Source organism: Paramicrobacterium agarici, from assembly GCF_002563955.1.
Classification (GTDB): Bacteria; Actinomycetota; Actinomycetes; order Actinomycetales; family Microbacteriaceae; genus Paramicrobacterium; species Paramicrobacterium agarici.
In genome coordinates, this window is sequence record NZ_PDJE01000001.1 from 103841 (window position 1) to 120465 (window position 16625).

Annotated in this window: 15 protein-coding genes and 2 tRNA genes; 6 read left to right on the plus strand and 11 right to left on the minus strand. The window is 64.2% G+C overall.

What is annotated here, in order from left to right; genetic code table 11:
* Positions 1-36: 36 nt before the first annotated feature.
* Positions 37-954 (plus strand): LysR family transcriptional regulator, encoded by a 918-nt coding sequence (locus tag ATJ78_RS00500; protein WP_098409116.1) that lies wholly within the window; start codon positions 37-39, stop codon positions 952-954.
* Between the two features lie 91 nt (positions 955-1045).
* Positions 1046-2419 carry a short-chain fatty acid transporter gene (locus tag ATJ78_RS00505; RefSeq protein WP_245836152.1) on the plus strand — a complete coding sequence of 458 codons (1374 nt, stop codon included), beginning with the start codon at positions 1046-1048 and terminating at the stop codon, positions 2417-2419.
* Between the two features lie 72 nt (positions 2420-2491).
* Here the strand turns inward: ATJ78_RS00505 and ATJ78_RS00510 are convergent.
* From ATJ78_RS00510 to ATJ78_RS00540, 7 genes are all read right to left on the minus strand, one after another.
* Positions 2492-2565: transfer RNA gene (locus tag ATJ78_RS00510), tRNA-Met, on the minus strand.
* Positions 2566-2589: 24 nt separating this feature from the next.
* Positions 2590-2661 (minus strand) — tRNA-Thr (locus tag ATJ78_RS00515).
* A gap of 91 nt (positions 2662-2752) precedes the next feature.
* Complete coding sequence (locus tag ATJ78_RS00520; RefSeq protein WP_098405819.1) at positions 2753-3547, minus strand: hypothetical protein; 795 nt, start codon at positions 3545-3547, stop codon at positions 2753-2755.
* Between the two features lie 2 nt (positions 3548-3549).
* A complete protein-coding gene (locus ATJ78_RS00525) occupies positions 3550-5385 on the minus strand; it encodes a glycoside hydrolase family 13 protein (protein ID WP_098405820.1) in 1836 nt (611 codons plus the stop codon).
* Positions 5386-5400: 15 nt separating this feature from the next.
* Positions 5401-6336 carry a sugar ABC transporter permease gene (locus tag ATJ78_RS00530; protein WP_098405821.1) on the minus strand — a complete coding sequence of 312 codons (936 nt, stop codon included), beginning with the start codon at positions 6334-6336 and terminating at the stop codon, positions 5401-5403.
* A gap of 1 nt (position 6337) precedes the next feature.
* Positions 6338-7948 carry an ABC transporter permease subunit gene (locus ATJ78_RS00535; RefSeq protein WP_098405822.1) on the minus strand — a complete coding sequence of 537 codons (1611 nt, stop codon included), beginning with the start codon at positions 7946-7948 and terminating at the stop codon, positions 6338-6340.
* A gap of 63 nt (positions 7949-8011) precedes the next feature.
* Positions 8012-9247: a sugar ABC transporter substrate-binding protein gene (locus ATJ78_RS00540; RefSeq protein WP_098405823.1), complete on the minus strand. Its 1236-nt coding sequence runs from the start codon at positions 9245-9247 to the stop codon at positions 8012-8014.
* Between the two features lie 216 nt (positions 9248-9463).
* On the opposite strand from ATJ78_RS00540, the gene ATJ78_RS00545 reads away from it, so the two are divergent.
* A complete protein-coding gene (locus ATJ78_RS00545) occupies positions 9464-11182 on the plus strand; it encodes a glycoside hydrolase family 13 protein (protein ID WP_098405824.1) in 1719 nt (572 codons plus the stop codon).
* A 103-nt stretch (positions 11183-11285) separates the two neighbouring features.
* On the opposite strand, the gene ATJ78_RS00550 is transcribed toward ATJ78_RS00545, so the two are convergent.
* A complete protein-coding gene (locus ATJ78_RS00550; protein WP_098405825.1) occupies positions 11286-12854 on the minus strand; it encodes a peptidoglycan DD-metalloendopeptidase family protein in 1569 nt (522 codons plus the stop codon).
* Positions 12855-13053: 199 nt separating this feature from the next.
* Positions 13054-13869 (minus strand): inositol monophosphatase family protein, encoded by an 816-nt coding sequence (locus ATJ78_RS00555; RefSeq protein WP_098405826.1) that lies wholly within the window; start codon positions 13867-13869, stop codon positions 13054-13056.
* A 156-nt stretch (positions 13870-14025) separates the two neighbouring features.
* On the opposite strand from ATJ78_RS00555, the gene ATJ78_RS00560 reads away from it, so the two are divergent.
* A complete protein-coding gene (locus ATJ78_RS00560; protein ID WP_098405827.1) occupies positions 14026-14505 on the plus strand; it encodes a YciE/YciF ferroxidase family protein in 480 nt (159 codons plus the stop codon).
* 75 nt (positions 14506-14580) lie between these two features.
* A complete protein-coding gene (locus tag ATJ78_RS00565) occupies positions 14581-15207 on the plus strand; it encodes a flavodoxin family protein (RefSeq protein ID WP_098405828.1) in 627 nt (208 codons plus the stop codon).
* Between the two features lie 23 nt (positions 15208-15230).
* Here ATJ78_RS00565 and ATJ78_RS00570 read toward each other — a convergent pair whose 3' ends face one another.
* The gene (locus ATJ78_RS00570) at positions 15231-15575 is read right to left on the minus strand and encodes a DUF7882 family protein (protein ID WP_098405829.1); all 345 of its coding nucleotides are present in this window, start codon (positions 15573-15575) and stop codon (positions 15231-15233) included.
* Between the two features lie 107 nt (positions 15576-15682).
* Positions 15683-15889 (minus strand): hypothetical protein, encoded by a 207-nt coding sequence (locus ATJ78_RS00575; protein WP_098405830.1) that lies wholly within the window; start codon positions 15887-15889, stop codon positions 15683-15685.
* Between the two features lie 210 nt (positions 15890-16099).
* Here ATJ78_RS00575 and ATJ78_RS00580 point away from each other — a divergent pair, with 210 nt between their 5' ends.
* Positions 16100-16597, plus strand: coding sequence for a hypothetical protein (locus ATJ78_RS00580; protein WP_098405831.1), 498 nt, complete (start codon positions 16100-16102; stop codon positions 16595-16597).
* Positions 16598-16625: the final 28 nt, after the last annotated feature.

The following is a 16625-nucleotide window of genomic DNA, read 5'->3' on the forward strand; positions in this document are numbered from 1 at the left end:
AATGCCGGGTTTTCACCCACGTCATATCATTTCGATATGGCACAACTTCCCGATCTGGCGGCACTGGCGCTCCTCTGCGCTGTCGCTGAGCACGGCAGTCTCAGCAGAGCAGCGGCGAGCATCGGCATGGTGCAGCCCAATGCCACGCGCACCCTTCGCCAGCTGGAGTCAGAGCTGGGCTTCAGACTCGTCGATCGCGGCCCGCGCGGTTCTACGCTGACGCACGATGGCGCGATCGTCGCCGACTGGGCCTCCGACGTCGTGGCTGCCGCGCGCGACTTACGATCTGCGGCCGAAGCCCTGCGCGATTCGCAGCAGTCGCACGTGCGTGTTGCCGCGAGCAAGACGGTCGCCGAGGCATTCCTGCCGCGCTGGCTCGCCGTGCTGAGAGCAGAGCGCCCTCAGGTGGCGCTTCACCTGACGGCTCAGAATTCGCATGAGGTGCAGGATGCTGTGGAGGCAGGAGACGCCGATGTGGGCTTTGTCGAGTCGCCCGGCGTTCGCCGCGGGCTGCGTCACGCAGAGGTCGCCCGCGACCGTCTGGTGGTCGTCGTTTCTCCGCAGCATCCCTGGGCTCGACGCCGTCGGCCGGTGACGGATGCTGAGCTTGCGCGCACGTCACTCGTCGTTCGCGAGCCGGGCTCTGGTACGCGCACCACCTTCGAGTCGGCACTTGCGCACCTCGACTCTGTCGCTCCGACACTCGAGCTCGACAGCAATGCAGCCGTGCGCATCAGCGTCGCCTCTGGCGCCGGGCCCGCCGTGCTGAGCGAGCTTGCCGTGGCTGATGCCGTACGCTCAGGCGAGCTCGTGACCGTTCCCACGGAGCGCGAATTCGCTCGTCGCATGAGGGCGATCTGGCTTCCGGGCACCGTTCACGATGCGGCGGAGCTTCTGGTCAGCATCGCGCTGCGCGCTCGCACGACGCGCGTCGAGGGCTCGCACACGCGCTGACGGCGGCACGCCGCCGCGATGACGTCGGCCGTCGCTGTCGCTCGATAAGGTCGCAGGTATTGAGTCCACAGACTGAACAAAGGAGTTCTGCATGTCGACGCCATCCGCGCCGAACAAGACCTCATCCCGCCGAAGCGTTATGCGCCCGATCAACCGCTTTCTGGAGCGCTGGATTCCCTCGGCACTCACCTTCGCGATCGTCCTGACCATCATCGTCGCCATCCTGGCGATGACGCTCACGCAGACGAGCCCCGTCGACGTGGTCACGGGGTGGGGCGACGGCCTTGCAGGTCTGCTCGCATTCATCACGCAGATGTGTCTCATCCTGCTGCTCGGCTACATGCTCGCCAACACACGACCCGTGCGCAAGCTGCTCGGGTGGCTGGCGAGCGTGCCTACGGGACCTGGAACGGCGTACGTGTTCGTCTTCGTCGTCGGAGCGATCGCGAGTCTCATCACGTGGGGTCTCGGGCTCATCGTGGGCACGCTTCTCGCCAGGGAGATCGCCGTCAAGGCGCGTAAGCGCGGCTACAGAGTGCACTTCCCCCTGCTGGTCGCCGCCGGATACTCCGGCTTCGTCGTGTGGCACATGGGCTACTCCGGCTCGGGTCCGCTCACGGCGGCGACGCCCGACTCATTCCTCGCCCCGGCGCTCGATGACGAGATCATTCCCGTGTCGCAGACCATCTTCTCGTCGTGGAACATGCTCGCCGCCCTCGCGGTGATCGTCGTGGTCGCCGTATTGTTCTTCCTCATTCGCCCTAAGAGCGGTGACCCGATCTACGAGCTGCCTGAGACGGTCGGGTCTGAAGAGCGCGACGAAGCCGACGAGGCCGTCGTGACCCCGGCCGATCGCATCGATGCATCCCGCATTCTGACGCTGATTCTGGGGCTCGCGCTCGTTGCCTACTTGATCGTGCACTTCGTGCAGGGCGGCACTCTCACGCTCGACATCGTGAACTGGTCGTTCCTCGCGCTGATCCTGCTGCTGGTGAAGAATCCGTTCGAGCTGATTCACCTCACAAAGAAGGCGGCGTCGAATGTGGGCGAGATTCTGCTGCAGTTCCCGCTCTATGCCGGCATCCTCGGCATCATGTCATCGTCGGGTCTGATCACGCTGTTCTCAGACGCGTTCGTGTCGATCTCGACGCCGACCACGTTCGGCGTGCTCGCGCTGCTCTCGGCGGGCATCGTCAACTTCTTCGTGCCGTCGGGCGGTGGCCAGTTCGCGGTGCAGGGCCCCATCATGATCGACGCGGCTCATCAGCTCGGCGTGGACCCCTCGATCGCGATCATGGCGGTGGCGTACGGCGACCAATGGACGAACATGATTCAGCCCTTCTGGGCGCTGCCTGTGCTGGCGATCGCCGGCCTGAAGATGCGCGACATCCTGGGGTACACGTTCGTCACGCTGCTCGGCTCTGGTGTCGTGATGGCGGCGGTGCTGCTGATCGTCAGTCTCTGAGACGGACCGCAGCCGCTGCGATCGGCCAAACGACAGAACCCCCGGTCGCAATGACCGGGGGTTCTCTGTGCGTAGCAGGAGCGGGACTCGAACCCGCGACCTCACGATTATGAGTCGTGCGCTCTCACCAACTGAGCTACCCTGCCGCACGACGCTCCGAAGAACGTACGAGCCCCGAGTCAGGATTGAACTGACGACCCCTTCCTTACCATGGAAGTGCTCTACCACTGAGCTATCGGGGCGACACCTTTTCGCGAAAGGCAACCGCTAAAGAATATCAAACCTTTGAGCGGTTCGTGAACACGGCGCCTCCACATCAGCACCGTCGTCGTCTCACCAACCAAGACGTTCGGCGACAGCGTCCGCTGCGTCACTCGGGAAGCCCTCCCAGCCGGGCTCGAGCACTTCCCGTGCCACGTCGAAGAGGCCATGCGCAGCAGACTCAACATCCTGTGCGAGGGCGGTATCTATCCGCGCAGCGAGCTCGGGGTAACCGCGTTCAAATCGACGAAGCGGATCGATCTTGTCGCGGGAGCTCGGGAGCTGCGAGGGAATTCGGGCGCGCACCACTCGGGCCAGCAGCTCGACAGCCCAGCCCCGCACGAAGTTCGAACCATTGAGAACCTCCCCGCGACGTGCGCGACCAACTCCAATCAGAAGCTTCACCAGAACGAGCCGCATGTCGTTCGCCGCGCGTTCCTCAGAAGGTGCAGCGAGCCCGTCGCTGGCGTTCGCGCGATCCCGAGCTCCCGCGATGATCCGTGCAACGATGCCATCACTGTCATAAACGATCAGAGCGTCATCGGCCAGCGCGCCGGTGAGTTCGTCGGCTGTTGCCGCCGCGAACTCAAGAATATGACCGTCTGAATACACGACAACGAACCCGATATCGCCTTCACGCCCGAGCAGCACGCTGTTCTCGAATCGCGGCAGCCAGCTCATATCGCGGCGCACGTCGCGCTCGCGGCCCGGTTCAAGGAGCACGAAGAAGTCGTGATCAGACCATTCGTCGCGACGAGTCGCATCTGCCGCTGAGCCGAGAAGCACCAATCCGATTACACCGTCTGTCTCACGGCACGCCTGCTCCAGCTCGTCGCTCAGGCGAGAGAATTCCTCAACGTTCCGCACGCTCAGGCTCCTGCCGTCTGCCACACCGAGAAGTCAGGGCCAGTGCCCGAAATGCGGATGCTGTCGCCCTCTGTGCTCAGCACCAACCCGCCGAACAACTGCTCGACAGCATCCGGTGCCGGAATGACCTCGGCAGGCAAATCGATGCCAACGTCAGCGCGCGCTGCCACGATCAGCAGGCTCTCGTCACCGTCTTCGCGCACGTACGCGAGCGCGTCATCACTCACGTGCACCCAGCGCATTCCTCCGCCGTTGAGAGCTGAATGCTTGCGGCGCAGGGCAATCAGCTCCGAGTACAGGTCGATGGTGCCAGATGCTGCATCCGCAGCGTGCCACGGTATCGGTGTGCGCGAATGTTCGCCGTCGATGCCCGTGAGCCCGAACTCGTCACCCGCCCACACGACGGGAATGCCGGGCAGCGTCACGGACATGCCCACGGCGACCGGCAGAGTGTCCGGCAGCGCGCGCGTGCGGAAGCGAGGCGTGTCGTGCGTGTCGAGGGCGTTCATGGTGCCCAGACGGATGCTCCAGGGAAAGCCCGCACTGAATTGCCTGTGGGCAGCATAGAACTGCCACCCGTCGTACCACGGAATCGTCTGCATGGCCATGCCGAGCCCTCCGCCGGCATCGGCGAGCGGCTCGGAGAGCCAGCCCCACAGTGGCCGGGTGAAGTTGGCGTAGGTCATGGCGCCGTGCCAGGCGTCGCCCTGGAAGTCGCTCGATGCATCGTTCGTCGACTCGGCAAGGAGGATCGTGTCGGGATTGACGTCGATCATGGTACGCCGGATCGTCTGTCGCACCTCGGCGTTGAGGTCGTCATCGCCCAGGCGCCCCGTCATGTTCGCGACGTCGATGCGCCAGCCGTCGAGTGAGTACGGCGGCTTCAGCCACCGTGCCACGACCGAGTTCTCGCCCTCGATGAAGCGCTGACGCAGCTCGCGGGAGTTCCAGTTGAACTTCGGCAAGCTGGGCACGCCTAGCCACGACTCGTAGCCGTCGTGTTCGGCATCGCGCCAGTAGTAGAAGTCCGCCTCGGCGGCATCTGGGTTGCGATGCGCCGCCCTGAACCACTCGTGCGCATCACCGGAATGGTTTGTCGTGAGATCACCGATGATCTTCATGCCTCGCGCGTGCACTGCCTCGACGAGGCGAATGAGCGCCTCGTCGCCGCCGAGCAGCGGGTCGACGACATCGAACGTCGTCGCATCGTATCGATGGTTCGACCGGGCGGGGAACACGGGAGTGAGGTAGATCATCGTCACGCCGAGGCGCTCCAGGTGGTCGAGTTTGCCCACGATTCCGTCGAGATCGCCGCCGTATAGCTGCGTCGACCGGGCGGGAGGGTCAAGCCGCACCTCGTCGGTCCATTGCGCCGCCACCGCCCACTCGGGCGCAGGTCGCGATGCCGCAGCATCCGATGCCGCGAATCGATCGGGGAAGATCTGGTACAGCACGCTCGACGCCGCCCACGCGGGCGCATCGCTGCCGGCCACGAGCCGGAAGTCCTCGCTGTCGAGGGTCTCGGTGGTGAAGACGCCGCGAGCGTTGACCCAGATGTCGCTGCCGTCGGCAAGGCGCAGCAGCCAGCGGTAGCCGTGCACCCGGTTCGCCACCGTGATCTCGGCCTGCCACCAGTCCCAGCCCGACGTCGATCCCGCCCGCTCGGCGACGGAGAACACGGGTTCTCGATCGGGATTCGAGCGGACGCGCACGCCGTGCAGCTCGCCCAGCGCCTGCGGAACGCGCAGTCTCACGCGCACCGTCTCACCGAGTTGCGGATGCTGCGTCGAGACGTAGAGCGGCGAACCATCGTGATGCGGCTCGAGTGCGGTGTCCATACGCGCCTCCACGGGTTACTTGACCGAGCCGGCGACGAGCCCGCCGACGATGTACTTCTGCAGGTAGAGGAACAGCGCCATCACCGGGAGGGCGGCAAGCACTGCCCCCGCGGCGAAGACGCTCCAGTTGCTCGTGAACTCCTGTGAGACGAACTGGTAGAGCCCGACAGCGAGAGTCTGCTTCTCAGGCGACACGAGCACGACGCTCGCGATGACGAAATCGTTGGTGGTGGCGATGAACGACAGCAGCCCGACGACCGCGAGAATCGGCGAGACGAGCGGCAGGATGATCGTGAAGAACACGCGCACGTGACTGGCCCCGTCGATCTTCGCTGCTTCGTCGAGGGCTGTGGGCACCGTGTTGAAGAATCCGTACATGAGGTACGTGTTCACGCCGAGCGCACCGCCGAGATAGACCAAGATGAGGGCGATCTGGTTGTCGATGCCCAGCACCGGAAAGATCTCCCCGATCGTGTTCAGCAGCAGGAAGATCGCGACGACGGCGAGAAGCTGCGGGAAGATCTGCACCACCAGCAGCGAGACGAGTCCGAACCTGCGGCCCTTGAAGCGCATCCGGCTGAACGCGTAGGCGGCGAGCGCGCCCAGGAAGATCGTGCCGGCCGAGGCGGTCAAACCGATGAACAGCGTGTTCCCGAACCATGCGGCATACGGCTGCTGCGGCGATGTGAACAGCGTCACATAGCTGTCTAAGCCGATCTTCGCGAAGAGGCCGTTCGAACTCAGCAGCGTCCCGTTCGGGTTGAGAGATGCAGAGAGCACATAGAGCAGGGGGAACACGGCGTAGATGATCACGATGACGCCGACGAGATGCCGCCATCCGGTTGCGCGGAACCAGCGGCTGAAGCCGACGGGACGCTTGGCCGGGCGAGCGGCCTTGCTCGTGGGGATCGACTGTCGGGTCTCGGGCGATGCGTTCTGTGTGCGAGTCATGTCAGTTCAGATCCTCCAGCGACTTCGTCTGCTTGAAACTGATGATCGCGACCAGCGAGACGACCACGAAGATGATGAGCGAGAACGCGCTCGCCAGACCGTAGTCGCTCGTCGCTCCGTCGAACGCCACCTTGTAGACCATCGAGATGAGGATGTCCGTGGCGCCGACGTTGATGCCGGCCCCGGCGTCGCGGGGACCGCCTTGGGTGAGCATGTAGATCAGATTGAAGTTGTTGAAGTTGAAGGCGAAAGCCGAGATCAGCAGCGGCGCAATCGACACCAGAAGGAGCGGAAGCTTGATCAGGCGGAAGACGGCGAAGGGTTTCGCGCCGTCGACCGTTGCCGCCTCGGTGAGCTCGTCCGGAATCGACTGCAGTGCACCCGTACACACGAGGAACATGTAGGGGAAGCCGAGCCAGAGATTGACCCATACGATGCTGAACTTCGCCAACCATTCGTTGGTCAGCCAGGGGATGGCGGCTCCGCCGAAGAGCACGTCGTTGACGAAGCCGAAGTCGCGGTTCAACAGCCCTGCCCAGACGAGCGCGCCGAGGAACCCGGGGAAGGCGTAGGGCAGGATCATCACGACCCGGTAGAGCTTGCGTCCCTTCATACGCATGTCATTGAAGACGATGGCGAGAAAGAGTCCGAGCGCGAAGGTGGTGAGGACGCTCAGGAGCGCAAAGACGAATGTCCAGATGGTGACGCTGAGGAGCGGGCCGCGGATGCTCTGCTCGGTGAACGCCTTGGTGAAGTTCTCGAGGCCGACGTTGATGCTCCAGCCCGGCATGAGCTGTTCGCCGCTCTCGGAGGTGAAGGCGCCGACGCCGGTGTCCGAGTAGACGGTTCCCGTCTTGGTGTCCGTCATCGTTCCGGCAGCTTCGTCGTACTCGAGCGTCGAGATGTACAGGTAGGCCTTTGACCCGTCCGGAGTTCGAAGCGCCCCGTCGTTCGGGTCATCGGAGATCTGCACCGTCATCGCCGCGATCTCTTTCTGGTGTTCGAGAACATCGGCGAAGTCGAGGCTCGTGTACCCCGTGAGCCCCACCGCGACGCCGCCCGACATCTCGGCGCCACTGACCGTGCTCAGCGGTGTGGAGTCATCGCCGACGCTGACAGTCCCGTCGGGCGCTGTGACCAGAAAGCTGTAGTTGCCGAGCTGCTCGAGCACCGTCAGGTCATACGCCGGCGAGTCGGGCACGCGCTCCTGCGCCGACTGCACGAGCGCCATGACGGCATCCTCTTTCGTGCTGTTGTGCCCCGTGCCGTAGTTGGTGAAAGCGATGTAGCCGGTGTAACCAATGACGAACACCTGGAAGATCAACAGAAAGATGAGACCGGGTGTGAGGTACTTGGCGGGCAGCCAGCCGCGCTTGAAGTACACGAGGTTGACGACGGCAGCGATGACGAGCACGACGGCGAACACGATCCACTGCCCGTGCGTCATCGCGACGAACAGCGCGAACAGAGAGATCGCGTCGACCACCGCGATGAGGGCGATCTTGATGATGATCGGGAGAATGCCGCCCGAAGCGTGTTCTGCGATCTGCCGCGCTCGGCGGCGCTGACGCAGTTCGCGCGCGCTGCGGGTCTGTGGTGTCTGGGTGCTCATGATTCCCTGGGCTCGTCGGGTGGGCGATGCCGGCCGGGCACCTGCCCGGCCGGCATCGGGGAATTATTCGCCGTCGATGGCGCTCTGGATCTCGTCGGCCATCGCCGTCCACAGCTCGGCAGGGTCGCCCTTGCCGTTGATGATGTCAGCCTCGGTCACGCCCCAGTACTGCCACACCGCACCCATCTCTGGGATGTTCGGCATCGGAACGCCATTGGCACCGACCTCGCCGAAGGCTGCAGTGATCGGGTCGGCACTGGCCTCCTCGAATGCAGCGGTCAGAGCAGGAGCACGGTTACCGACCTTGTACAGCTCGAGCTGCACGTCTTTCGTGCCGATGTAGTTGGTGAGGAGTTCCGTCGCCGCAAGCACGTTCTTGCTCTTGGCCGAGATGTAGAAGCCCTGCACGCCGACGAACGGCTGAGCGGCCTCGCTGCCCGGTGCCGGGATCGGGTCGACGGCGAGGTCGATACCCGCCTCTTCGGCAGCGCTCACGTTCCAGGGGCCGGTGATGAGGAAGGGCGAGTCTCCGCTCACGAACTTCTCTTTGGCGATGTCACCGTCGACTGTCGTCGGGAGCAGCCCGGCCGCACCTTGCTCGGCGAGCCAGTTCGCAAACTCGATGCCGCCGTCATTGCCGATCTGCAAGTCGTCAGAGTTGTAGCTTCCGTCTTCATTCGTTCCGAACACCGGGGCGCCGAACGAAGTCTGGAACGGATACAGGTGGTATGGGTCGCTCTCTTCGCCGACTTGCACGAGGAACGGGAACTCGGTTCCCGCATCAGTGCCCATCTGCACCATGTCGTCGTAACTCGTCGGTGCCTCGGGGGCGAGCTCCGTGTTGCGCAGCAGAGCGATGTTCTCGATCGAGTAAGGGACGCCGTAGGTCTGGCCGTCGTAGCTCATCGCCGTGATGGCGACATCCTGGAAGTCACTCGCCGTGTCACCGAGCTCGATGGGCTGCACGACGCCGTTTGTCACGAAGTCGCCGAGCCAGTCGTGCGCTCCGATCGTGATGTCCGGGCCCTTTCCGGTCGGAACCTGCTGAACGAACTGCTCCTGGATCTTGCCGAAGTCTTTCTGGACGAGCTTCACGTTGATTCCCGACTCGTCTTCGAACGCCGCTGCGACGTCCTTCAGCACGGGTGCGCGGTCGGCATCGACCCACACGGTCAACGTCGTGGAGCCTTCCTTTTCACTCGCGTCGTCGCTGCCTCCGGACGAACATCCGGTCAGCGCGAGCGCTGCCACCGCGGTCATCGCGCCAAGGGCGAGAATCGGGTTCTTCTTCACCGTCATTGGTGTGCCTTTCGATTGCTGTGTGCCTGTGCGGCTCGGGGTGCTCTTCGTGCATGAGGCGTCTCACACACATTGTGTAAGCGTTTCCACTTTTACACGAGACACCTACAAAACACAAGCCCGATGGTCGGAGTATCGCCTTGATTACGGCGAGTGGCCCTCAACTCAGAAAGTAAGCGTTTCCATAAATCGCAAATGCTCCCGTACAGTAGTCGCATGACTCATGCCACCGCCCCTTCCCCCGATGCGCCCCTCGAAGCCTCGGCGACCATCGACGGCGCCGAGTGGTGGCGCTCTGCCGTGATCTATCAGATCTACCCGCGCTCGTTCGCCGACGCGAACGGCGACGGAATGGGAGATCTCGCGGGCATCACGTCACGGCTCGACGCACTCAAGCAGCTCGGCATCGATGCCATCTGGCTCTCTCCGTTCTTCGCGTCCCCTCAGAAAGATGCCGGATACGACGTCTCCGATTACTGCGCCGTCGACCCGCTCTTCGGAACTCTCGAGGACTTCGACACCATGGCGGATGCCGCCCACGCACGCGGCATCCGCGTGATTGTCGACCTGGTTCCCAATAACTCCTCCGATCAGCACGAGTGGTTTCAGGAGGCGCTGGCGGCAGCACCAGGCTCTCCCGAACGCGCACGCTACATCTTTCGCGATGGCCGGGGCGAACACGGTGAGGAGGCTCCGAACAACTGGGACTCCGTCTTCGGCGGGCCCGCGTGGACCCGCACGGCAAACGCAGACGGCTCCCCGGACCAGTGGTATCTGCACCTGTTCGATTCAAGCCAGCCCGACTTCGACTGGAGCAACGCCGACGTTCGTCGCATGTTCCGAGACGTGCTGCGCTTCTGGCTCGACCGCGGTGTCGACGGGTTCCGGGTCGATGTCGCGCACGGACTCGTGAAAGCCGACGGGCTCCCCGATTTCACGCCGCCGGTGGGAGCGGGGAGCATGGGCGGCCAGGCTGCTGATGAGGAGCCGGTCACCGCACCCTACTGGGGGCAGGAGGGCGTTCACGAGATCTACCGCGAGTGGAACCAGGTGCTCGCCGAATACGACGGCCAGCGTGTGCTTTGCGCCGAGGCGTGGGTCGACCCGCTCGAGAAGATGGCCTTGTGGGTGCGCTCAGACGAAATGCAGCAGGCGTTCAACTTCCCGTACCTCGAGACTCCGTGGAACGGGCCGGCCCTGCGCACGATCATCGACAAGTCGCTTGCCGCGTTCAGCTCGGTCGGCGCGCCGAGCACCTGGGTCCTCTCGAACCACGACGTCGTGCGCCACGCATCACGACTCGCCCTCACCGCTGAGAACCCTCAGGGGCACGGAATCGGCCCGGAGACCGGCGATCGGCCGGACCGTGAGCTGGGGCTGCGTCGCGCGCGAGCAGCATCCGCTCTCATGCTCGCTCTCCCCGGCGGGGCGTACATCTACCAGGGCGAAGAGCTCGGTCTGCCTGAGGCCATCGACCTTCCCGACGAAGCACGTCAAGACCCGACGTGGTTCCGCACGAGCGGTGAACGCTACGGTCGAGACGGCTGCCGGGTCCCGATCCCCTGGGAGGCCGACGCACCCGCGTACGGCTTCAGCGAGACGGGGGCATCGTGGCTTCCGCAGCCCGAGGACTGGGGACCCTACGCCCGCGCGAGCCAGCGCGGCGACGCCGATTCGACCCTTGAGCTGTACAGCCGCGCGCTCTGGCTGCGCAGCACGCATCAGCTCGGACTCGGCGCCATCGAGTGGCACGACGCTGGCGACGACAGCATCCTCTGGTTCTCGAATGGCCCGATCACGGTCGTCGCGAACACGGGGGTGACGGATGCTGTCGTGCCGACGCCGCTGCGCGATGCGACGCGCATTCTCGCGAGCTCGCCCCATGACGAAGGCGCACTGCCCGCAGACACGACGGCGTGGTTTCTGACCCCGTAGGAACGACGGCGGGACGCCGCGGTGTGCGATCACCCGCGGCGTCTCGGCATGTCCGCCACCGCTCTCAGCAAAAATCCCGGCAACTGTGCCGGGATGTGGGTGCCTAGTTGGTGTTCTCGTAGAGCCAGGCGAGCGGGTCGACGTGCTTGGTTCCGCCGATGAGGATCTCGAAGTGCAGGTGCGGACCCGTGGAGATTCCCGTGTTGCCGGTCTTGCCGATAATCTGCCCGACCGAGACGTGGTCTCCGACCTGCACCGTGCGGGACCCGGGAACCATGTGCCCGTACAGGCTGTGGATCATCTGGCCGTCGATGACGTGCTCGATCACGATCTTGACGCCGAAGCCGCCTCCGGCGTCGGTCGATTCCACGACAACGCCGTCGGCGATGGCCTGAATCGGAGCGCCGTACCCGGGGTTGAAGTCCTGGCCGAGGTGGTTCGTCGAGCAGCCCAGCGAGCAGCCGGGGCGTGAGCCGTATCCGCTGCCGATGTGCACACCGACCGAGAACGGCCACTGAACTGTTCCGTTCGGGTCGTTCGTGAACGTGTTCTCGGGATTGATGCCCAGCTCGGTTGCGGCCTGCGTGGCCGAGAGCGCGCCGTACGTGTCGCGCTGCACAGCGACGTCGGCAGAGGCCGTGTTGACCATGGACTGTGCCTGCCCGGCTGCGTAGTCCTGGCGCTCGAGCGACTGACGCTTCTGCGCCTGAACCTCGTCGGCGCTGAGCAGCGCGTTCGCGGGCACCGACGTCGCAACCGTCATGAGCCCGACGGCGAGAAGCGCGCTGATGCTCATGGTCTTGGTAGCAAGACGGCGAATTGAACGCGGCGAGCGCGGCGGATCGACCGGAGCGGACGATGAGGCGCCGTGGCGGCCGCGGCGCGGGTTTGCTGCCGCGTTCGGCTCGCCGTTCGCCGCAGCGGTTGCCTCGTTGGCCGGCTCGTCGTCTTCGGCGGGCACGTCGTCGGGAACCGACGAGGCCTCCTCGATCGGAAAGGCGCCGGCAATGATCTCTTCAAACGACTTGGTCGTCGTCGGAACCTCGCCAGGGTCAACAGCAGCGTGCTCGGTAGTCGCCCGAGGAGCGTTGACGATCTCAGGCTCGCGGGATTGCGCGGCGTCTGCCGCCTCCGCGGGCTCGACGACCGCGATCAGCTCGTCGGCCTCGGGAGACTCGTCAACAACGTCTGCCATCTCGACGATCTCTGCCGTCTCGACAACATCCGCCGCCTCGGCAACCTCTGCGGTCTCGGCCGCCCGAGCGGCATCCCCACCGTCGTCAATGTTCTCGACCTCAGCGACCTCGGGAGCTCCCGCTGTCGATGCGGATGCCACGCTCTGAGCGGCACGCCGACGAGCACGACGCGTCAGCCGCAGCTCTATGTCGTCGTCGCGCGATGCCGGCAACGCAGCGGCGAGGCCGTCGGGCTGCTGCTGAGCCGCATGGCGACGCTCGCGGCGGCTGAGAAGTTCTGTGTTCGCGGGTGCCGCCGACGCCGAGTCTTCGGCAAGGTCCGCGACGCCAGCCGAGTTCGCGTGCTCGAGCGCCTCCCGGGCCTCGCGCTCGCGACGTGCCCGGCGAGATCCGAATGCCGATTCAGTGTGCGGGGTCGGTGCGGTGCCCGAAGGGTCGAGAACAGATTCATTCTCGGCAAAGGCACGGCTCGACACAGGCAGACGGACTTTCTTCGCTAGGGGGCACAGCTATCGCTACCGCGTGGCAATGGGGACGCCGTTTGGTAACGGATTGATAAACAATAGCAAAGCGAGACTGAAAAATCACAGGGCACGCGGCCGTTTTTCTGTCCCCCAATGGGGGAACCCTCTCCTGCCGCGCTGTCTCGCCCGCAATGGCGGGCGAGAGCGCGAATCACCGCAGGATTCTGTCGGCGTTCAAACCTTCAAGTCGCGCTTCAAGGAACGCGAAGAGGCCCGGTTCGGCGAGAAGAGTCATGGATGCTGTCGCGGCCTCTCCCCTGAGCCCGCCGACCCGTGCTCCTGCCTCGCGTGCGATCAGCGCACCTGCTGCCATATCCCACGGGTTCAGTCCCACTTCGAAGAATCCGTCGAGTTGCCCATCGGCGACCCGGCAGAGGTCCACGGCGGCCGAGCCCATACGCCGAATGTCCCTGACCTCCGCGATCAGCCCCATGACGACGTTCGCTTGGCGAGTGCGGCGCTCGGGGTCATAGCCGAATCCCGTACCCACGAGTGCCAGCCCGGGATCGACGGGACTGTTCACGCGTATCGATGCGGTGCCTTTGAGAGCGCCCTCTCCGCGTGCGGCGCTGTACATGACGTCAAGCTCCGGGGCGTACACCGCACCGGCGAGCGGCTCCCACGAGACCGGGTCGGCCTCCCCCTCGACGACTCCAATGCTCACAGCGTAATCGGCAAGACCGTAGAGGTAGTTGACCGTTCCGTCGATGGGATCGACCACCCATGTGACGCCCGATGTTCCCGACGTGCTCCCTCCCTCTTCGCCCAGGATGCTGTCGTGCGGGCGTGCGTCGAGAAGAAGGCCGCGAATGAGCCGCTCCGATTCGCGGTCGGCCGCGGTGACGATGTCTTCTGGTGATGATTTCGTGGCGGCGACGCTCACGCCTTCACGTCGGCGCGACCGCACAAGCTCGCCCGCCTTGGCGGCGACATCACGGGCGAGGTCTTGCAATTCGCGAGTGCTCATGACTCGACGCTACCTGGCTTCAGTACGTGACGACCACCGGGCGACACTCGGCGACGTACGGCACAGCTACCCGGGAAGGGCGCACGTGTCTACCCTCTCGACGCCAATGGAACGCGACCGTACTGTGGCTCGCACGCAGAGACGAAGGAGCAGCACATGGCCGCCAAACTGGTCGACACCACATCCCTTTTCGCATTCCGCTTGAATGTAGCCCTCGCGATGGAGCACGATTCGCTGTCGATGCTCGACGAGCTCGAAGCAGCGGCGGAGTCCGATGAGGTGCGCCACATGTTCGCGCATCACGCCGACGAGACACGAGAGCAGATCGAGAACGTGCAGAAGGTCTTCACCATTCTCGACATTGAGGCACTGACCGTCACGTGCCCGGTCACTGTCGGCCTCGCCGAAGACGCGCGAACGCTGATCGAGGCATCTGACGCGAGGATCAGGGATCTCGCTGCGCTCAACGCCGCCGCGGGCACAGAGAACTACGAAGTGGGCGCGTACAGAACTCTTATCGCCGTTGCAGAGGGAATGGAGGAGAACTCAGTGCGACACCTTCTGAATGCGAATCTCGACCAAGAGCGCCACACAAGCGACGAGTTCGACCGCAAGATCCGTTCGCTGCTGGCGTGATCGCCGCGACTACGTCGCGATGGCAGCATCCGTCAACCCTCTTGAGAAAGCGCAGCGCGGCGAGAGGCTGGGTGCATGGCATATGAAGAGAGCAGACAGAAGGCAGTGGTTTTGACGTGCACGCTTTCGCCGAGTCCGGCGGAATCGAGCACGGCGCTCATGGGGCAGCAGTTCGTGCAAGAACTGGCGTCGCACGACGTGCCGGCCACGGAGATCCGGGTTGTGGATCACGACGTCCGCCCTGGAGTCATGGCAGACATGGGCGACGGCGATGAATGGCCGGCTATCCGCTCACAGGTGATAGATGCGTCCATTCTCGTGCTCTGCACGCCCACGTGGGCCGGACACCCGTCGAGCGTCGCGCAGCGCGTCATCGAACGCCTCGACGCCGAACTCGGCAAGACGCAGGACGACGGCCGCCCGAGCCTCTTCGATAAGGTCGCCCTCGTGGGCGTGGTCGGAAACGAAGACGGAGCGCACGCGATCGTCGCCGATGTTTACCAGGCGCTCAACGACTTCGGCATGACCATTGCCGCCAAAGGTTGCACCTACTGGAACGGCGAAGCCATGCACAAGACCGATTACAAGGACCTGAGCGAGACGCCGCCGGCGACGCTTTCTGCGTTGAAGGGCGCAGTGGCGAACGCCGTACACCTCGCCCGTGCGCTGTCGATCAGCGGGTATCCGGCGCCGCCGAAATAAGGAGCGCTATTGGCGACTGCTTCTCAGTCGATCCCGCCCGAGATGGTGACCTCGCCGCTCTTGACGGCCTCCGCCTCTTCCTCGCTGACGACGACGAGCCCTCGCGATGAGTGCGACAGTCGCGACATGACGTCGATCCAGGTCTTGTTCAAGGCCGGCGGTCGGCTTCCCGAGAAGCGGAACTGCAGAGGAATCGTCGGCGCTATCCAGATCGATGTGCGCCCAGAACCGGCGCTTGGCTCGGTCGCCCAGCTCAGCAGAAAGCTCTCCTGCCGGCGAAGGCGAGAAACAACAACAACTTTGAGGTGCGCGAGCGTGCGATCATCAAACTCATACTCACTCGCGCTGCCGTACTGAAGGTATCCCATGGCATAAGTGTGACACAGAAACACGTCAACGTGACGGTTGCCGCATAATGTTCGTGCTCTGCAGAAGCTATCCCCTGTTGGAGGGGCATTTCACGAAATTTTCTGCGTCAGTCCACCGTCTCGCCTTGTGTCTCGATGTAGCGCAGGTCGTCGTTGCTGAGGCCCACGTCCCCCGCGACCGTCGTGTCGGTGATTCGCTCGATCTCTCTCAGCACGCGGTCACTGATGGGCGCTGTTCGGTCTTCGAGAATCTCATGTCGTGCTCCGACCGTGAGGTGCGGCCACCAGGATTCAATGCGCGGCAAGTCAGGCATCAGGTTCTCCTCTCATCGAACGTCTCGCACACGAGTCTCGGTGCAGCGACACGAAAACATGAAGTGCCTTGACACAGCACGGTCGCACCGGTATCCGGTGAGCGAGCTGGCAGAAGCCGACTTTCGAGTCAAGCCCTTCGCCAAGCAGCGACTCGCGGTCTATGGTGAAAGCAGTTTCATGGATGTCGCACGCTCTTGAGGGAGGAACACATGGCAGACAACACCGAGTCGACCGACCACGAATCCTCGACGACAACCCACTCGGAGTGGGGTGCGGGGCATCCACGTCTGCGGGTCTCGAGTCCTTCGCAGAACTTCGTCTTCGACCTCGACGTCGATGACGTCAATATTGGTTCGGCCGAGAAGAACGAGTTGCGGCTTGAAGGCGCTGCTCCCCTGCACGCGACAATCCACCACGACGAGAACGACGAGTACATTCTGACGCTTCTGGAAGACGGGCTCATGAACGCCAATCCGGAGATGACGGCGACAGACGACGACCGTTCAGAGATCTTGCGACAAGGTGCACGCTTCACCGCGGGCGAGTGGACGCTCGTCTTCGCTCGTGAAGAGTTTGCCGACCACGGGCGTCCGTTCGGCGGGCGTGAGGGCGGCGAGTTCTCCGAGCAGCCGGCGCAGCCGACGCGCCCTCGTTACACAGATTCCGACGACGAAGACAAACCGCCGTACGAGGTGCAGAAGGGCTAAGCGGCTCCGAACCCCTTCTGCCCCGCAG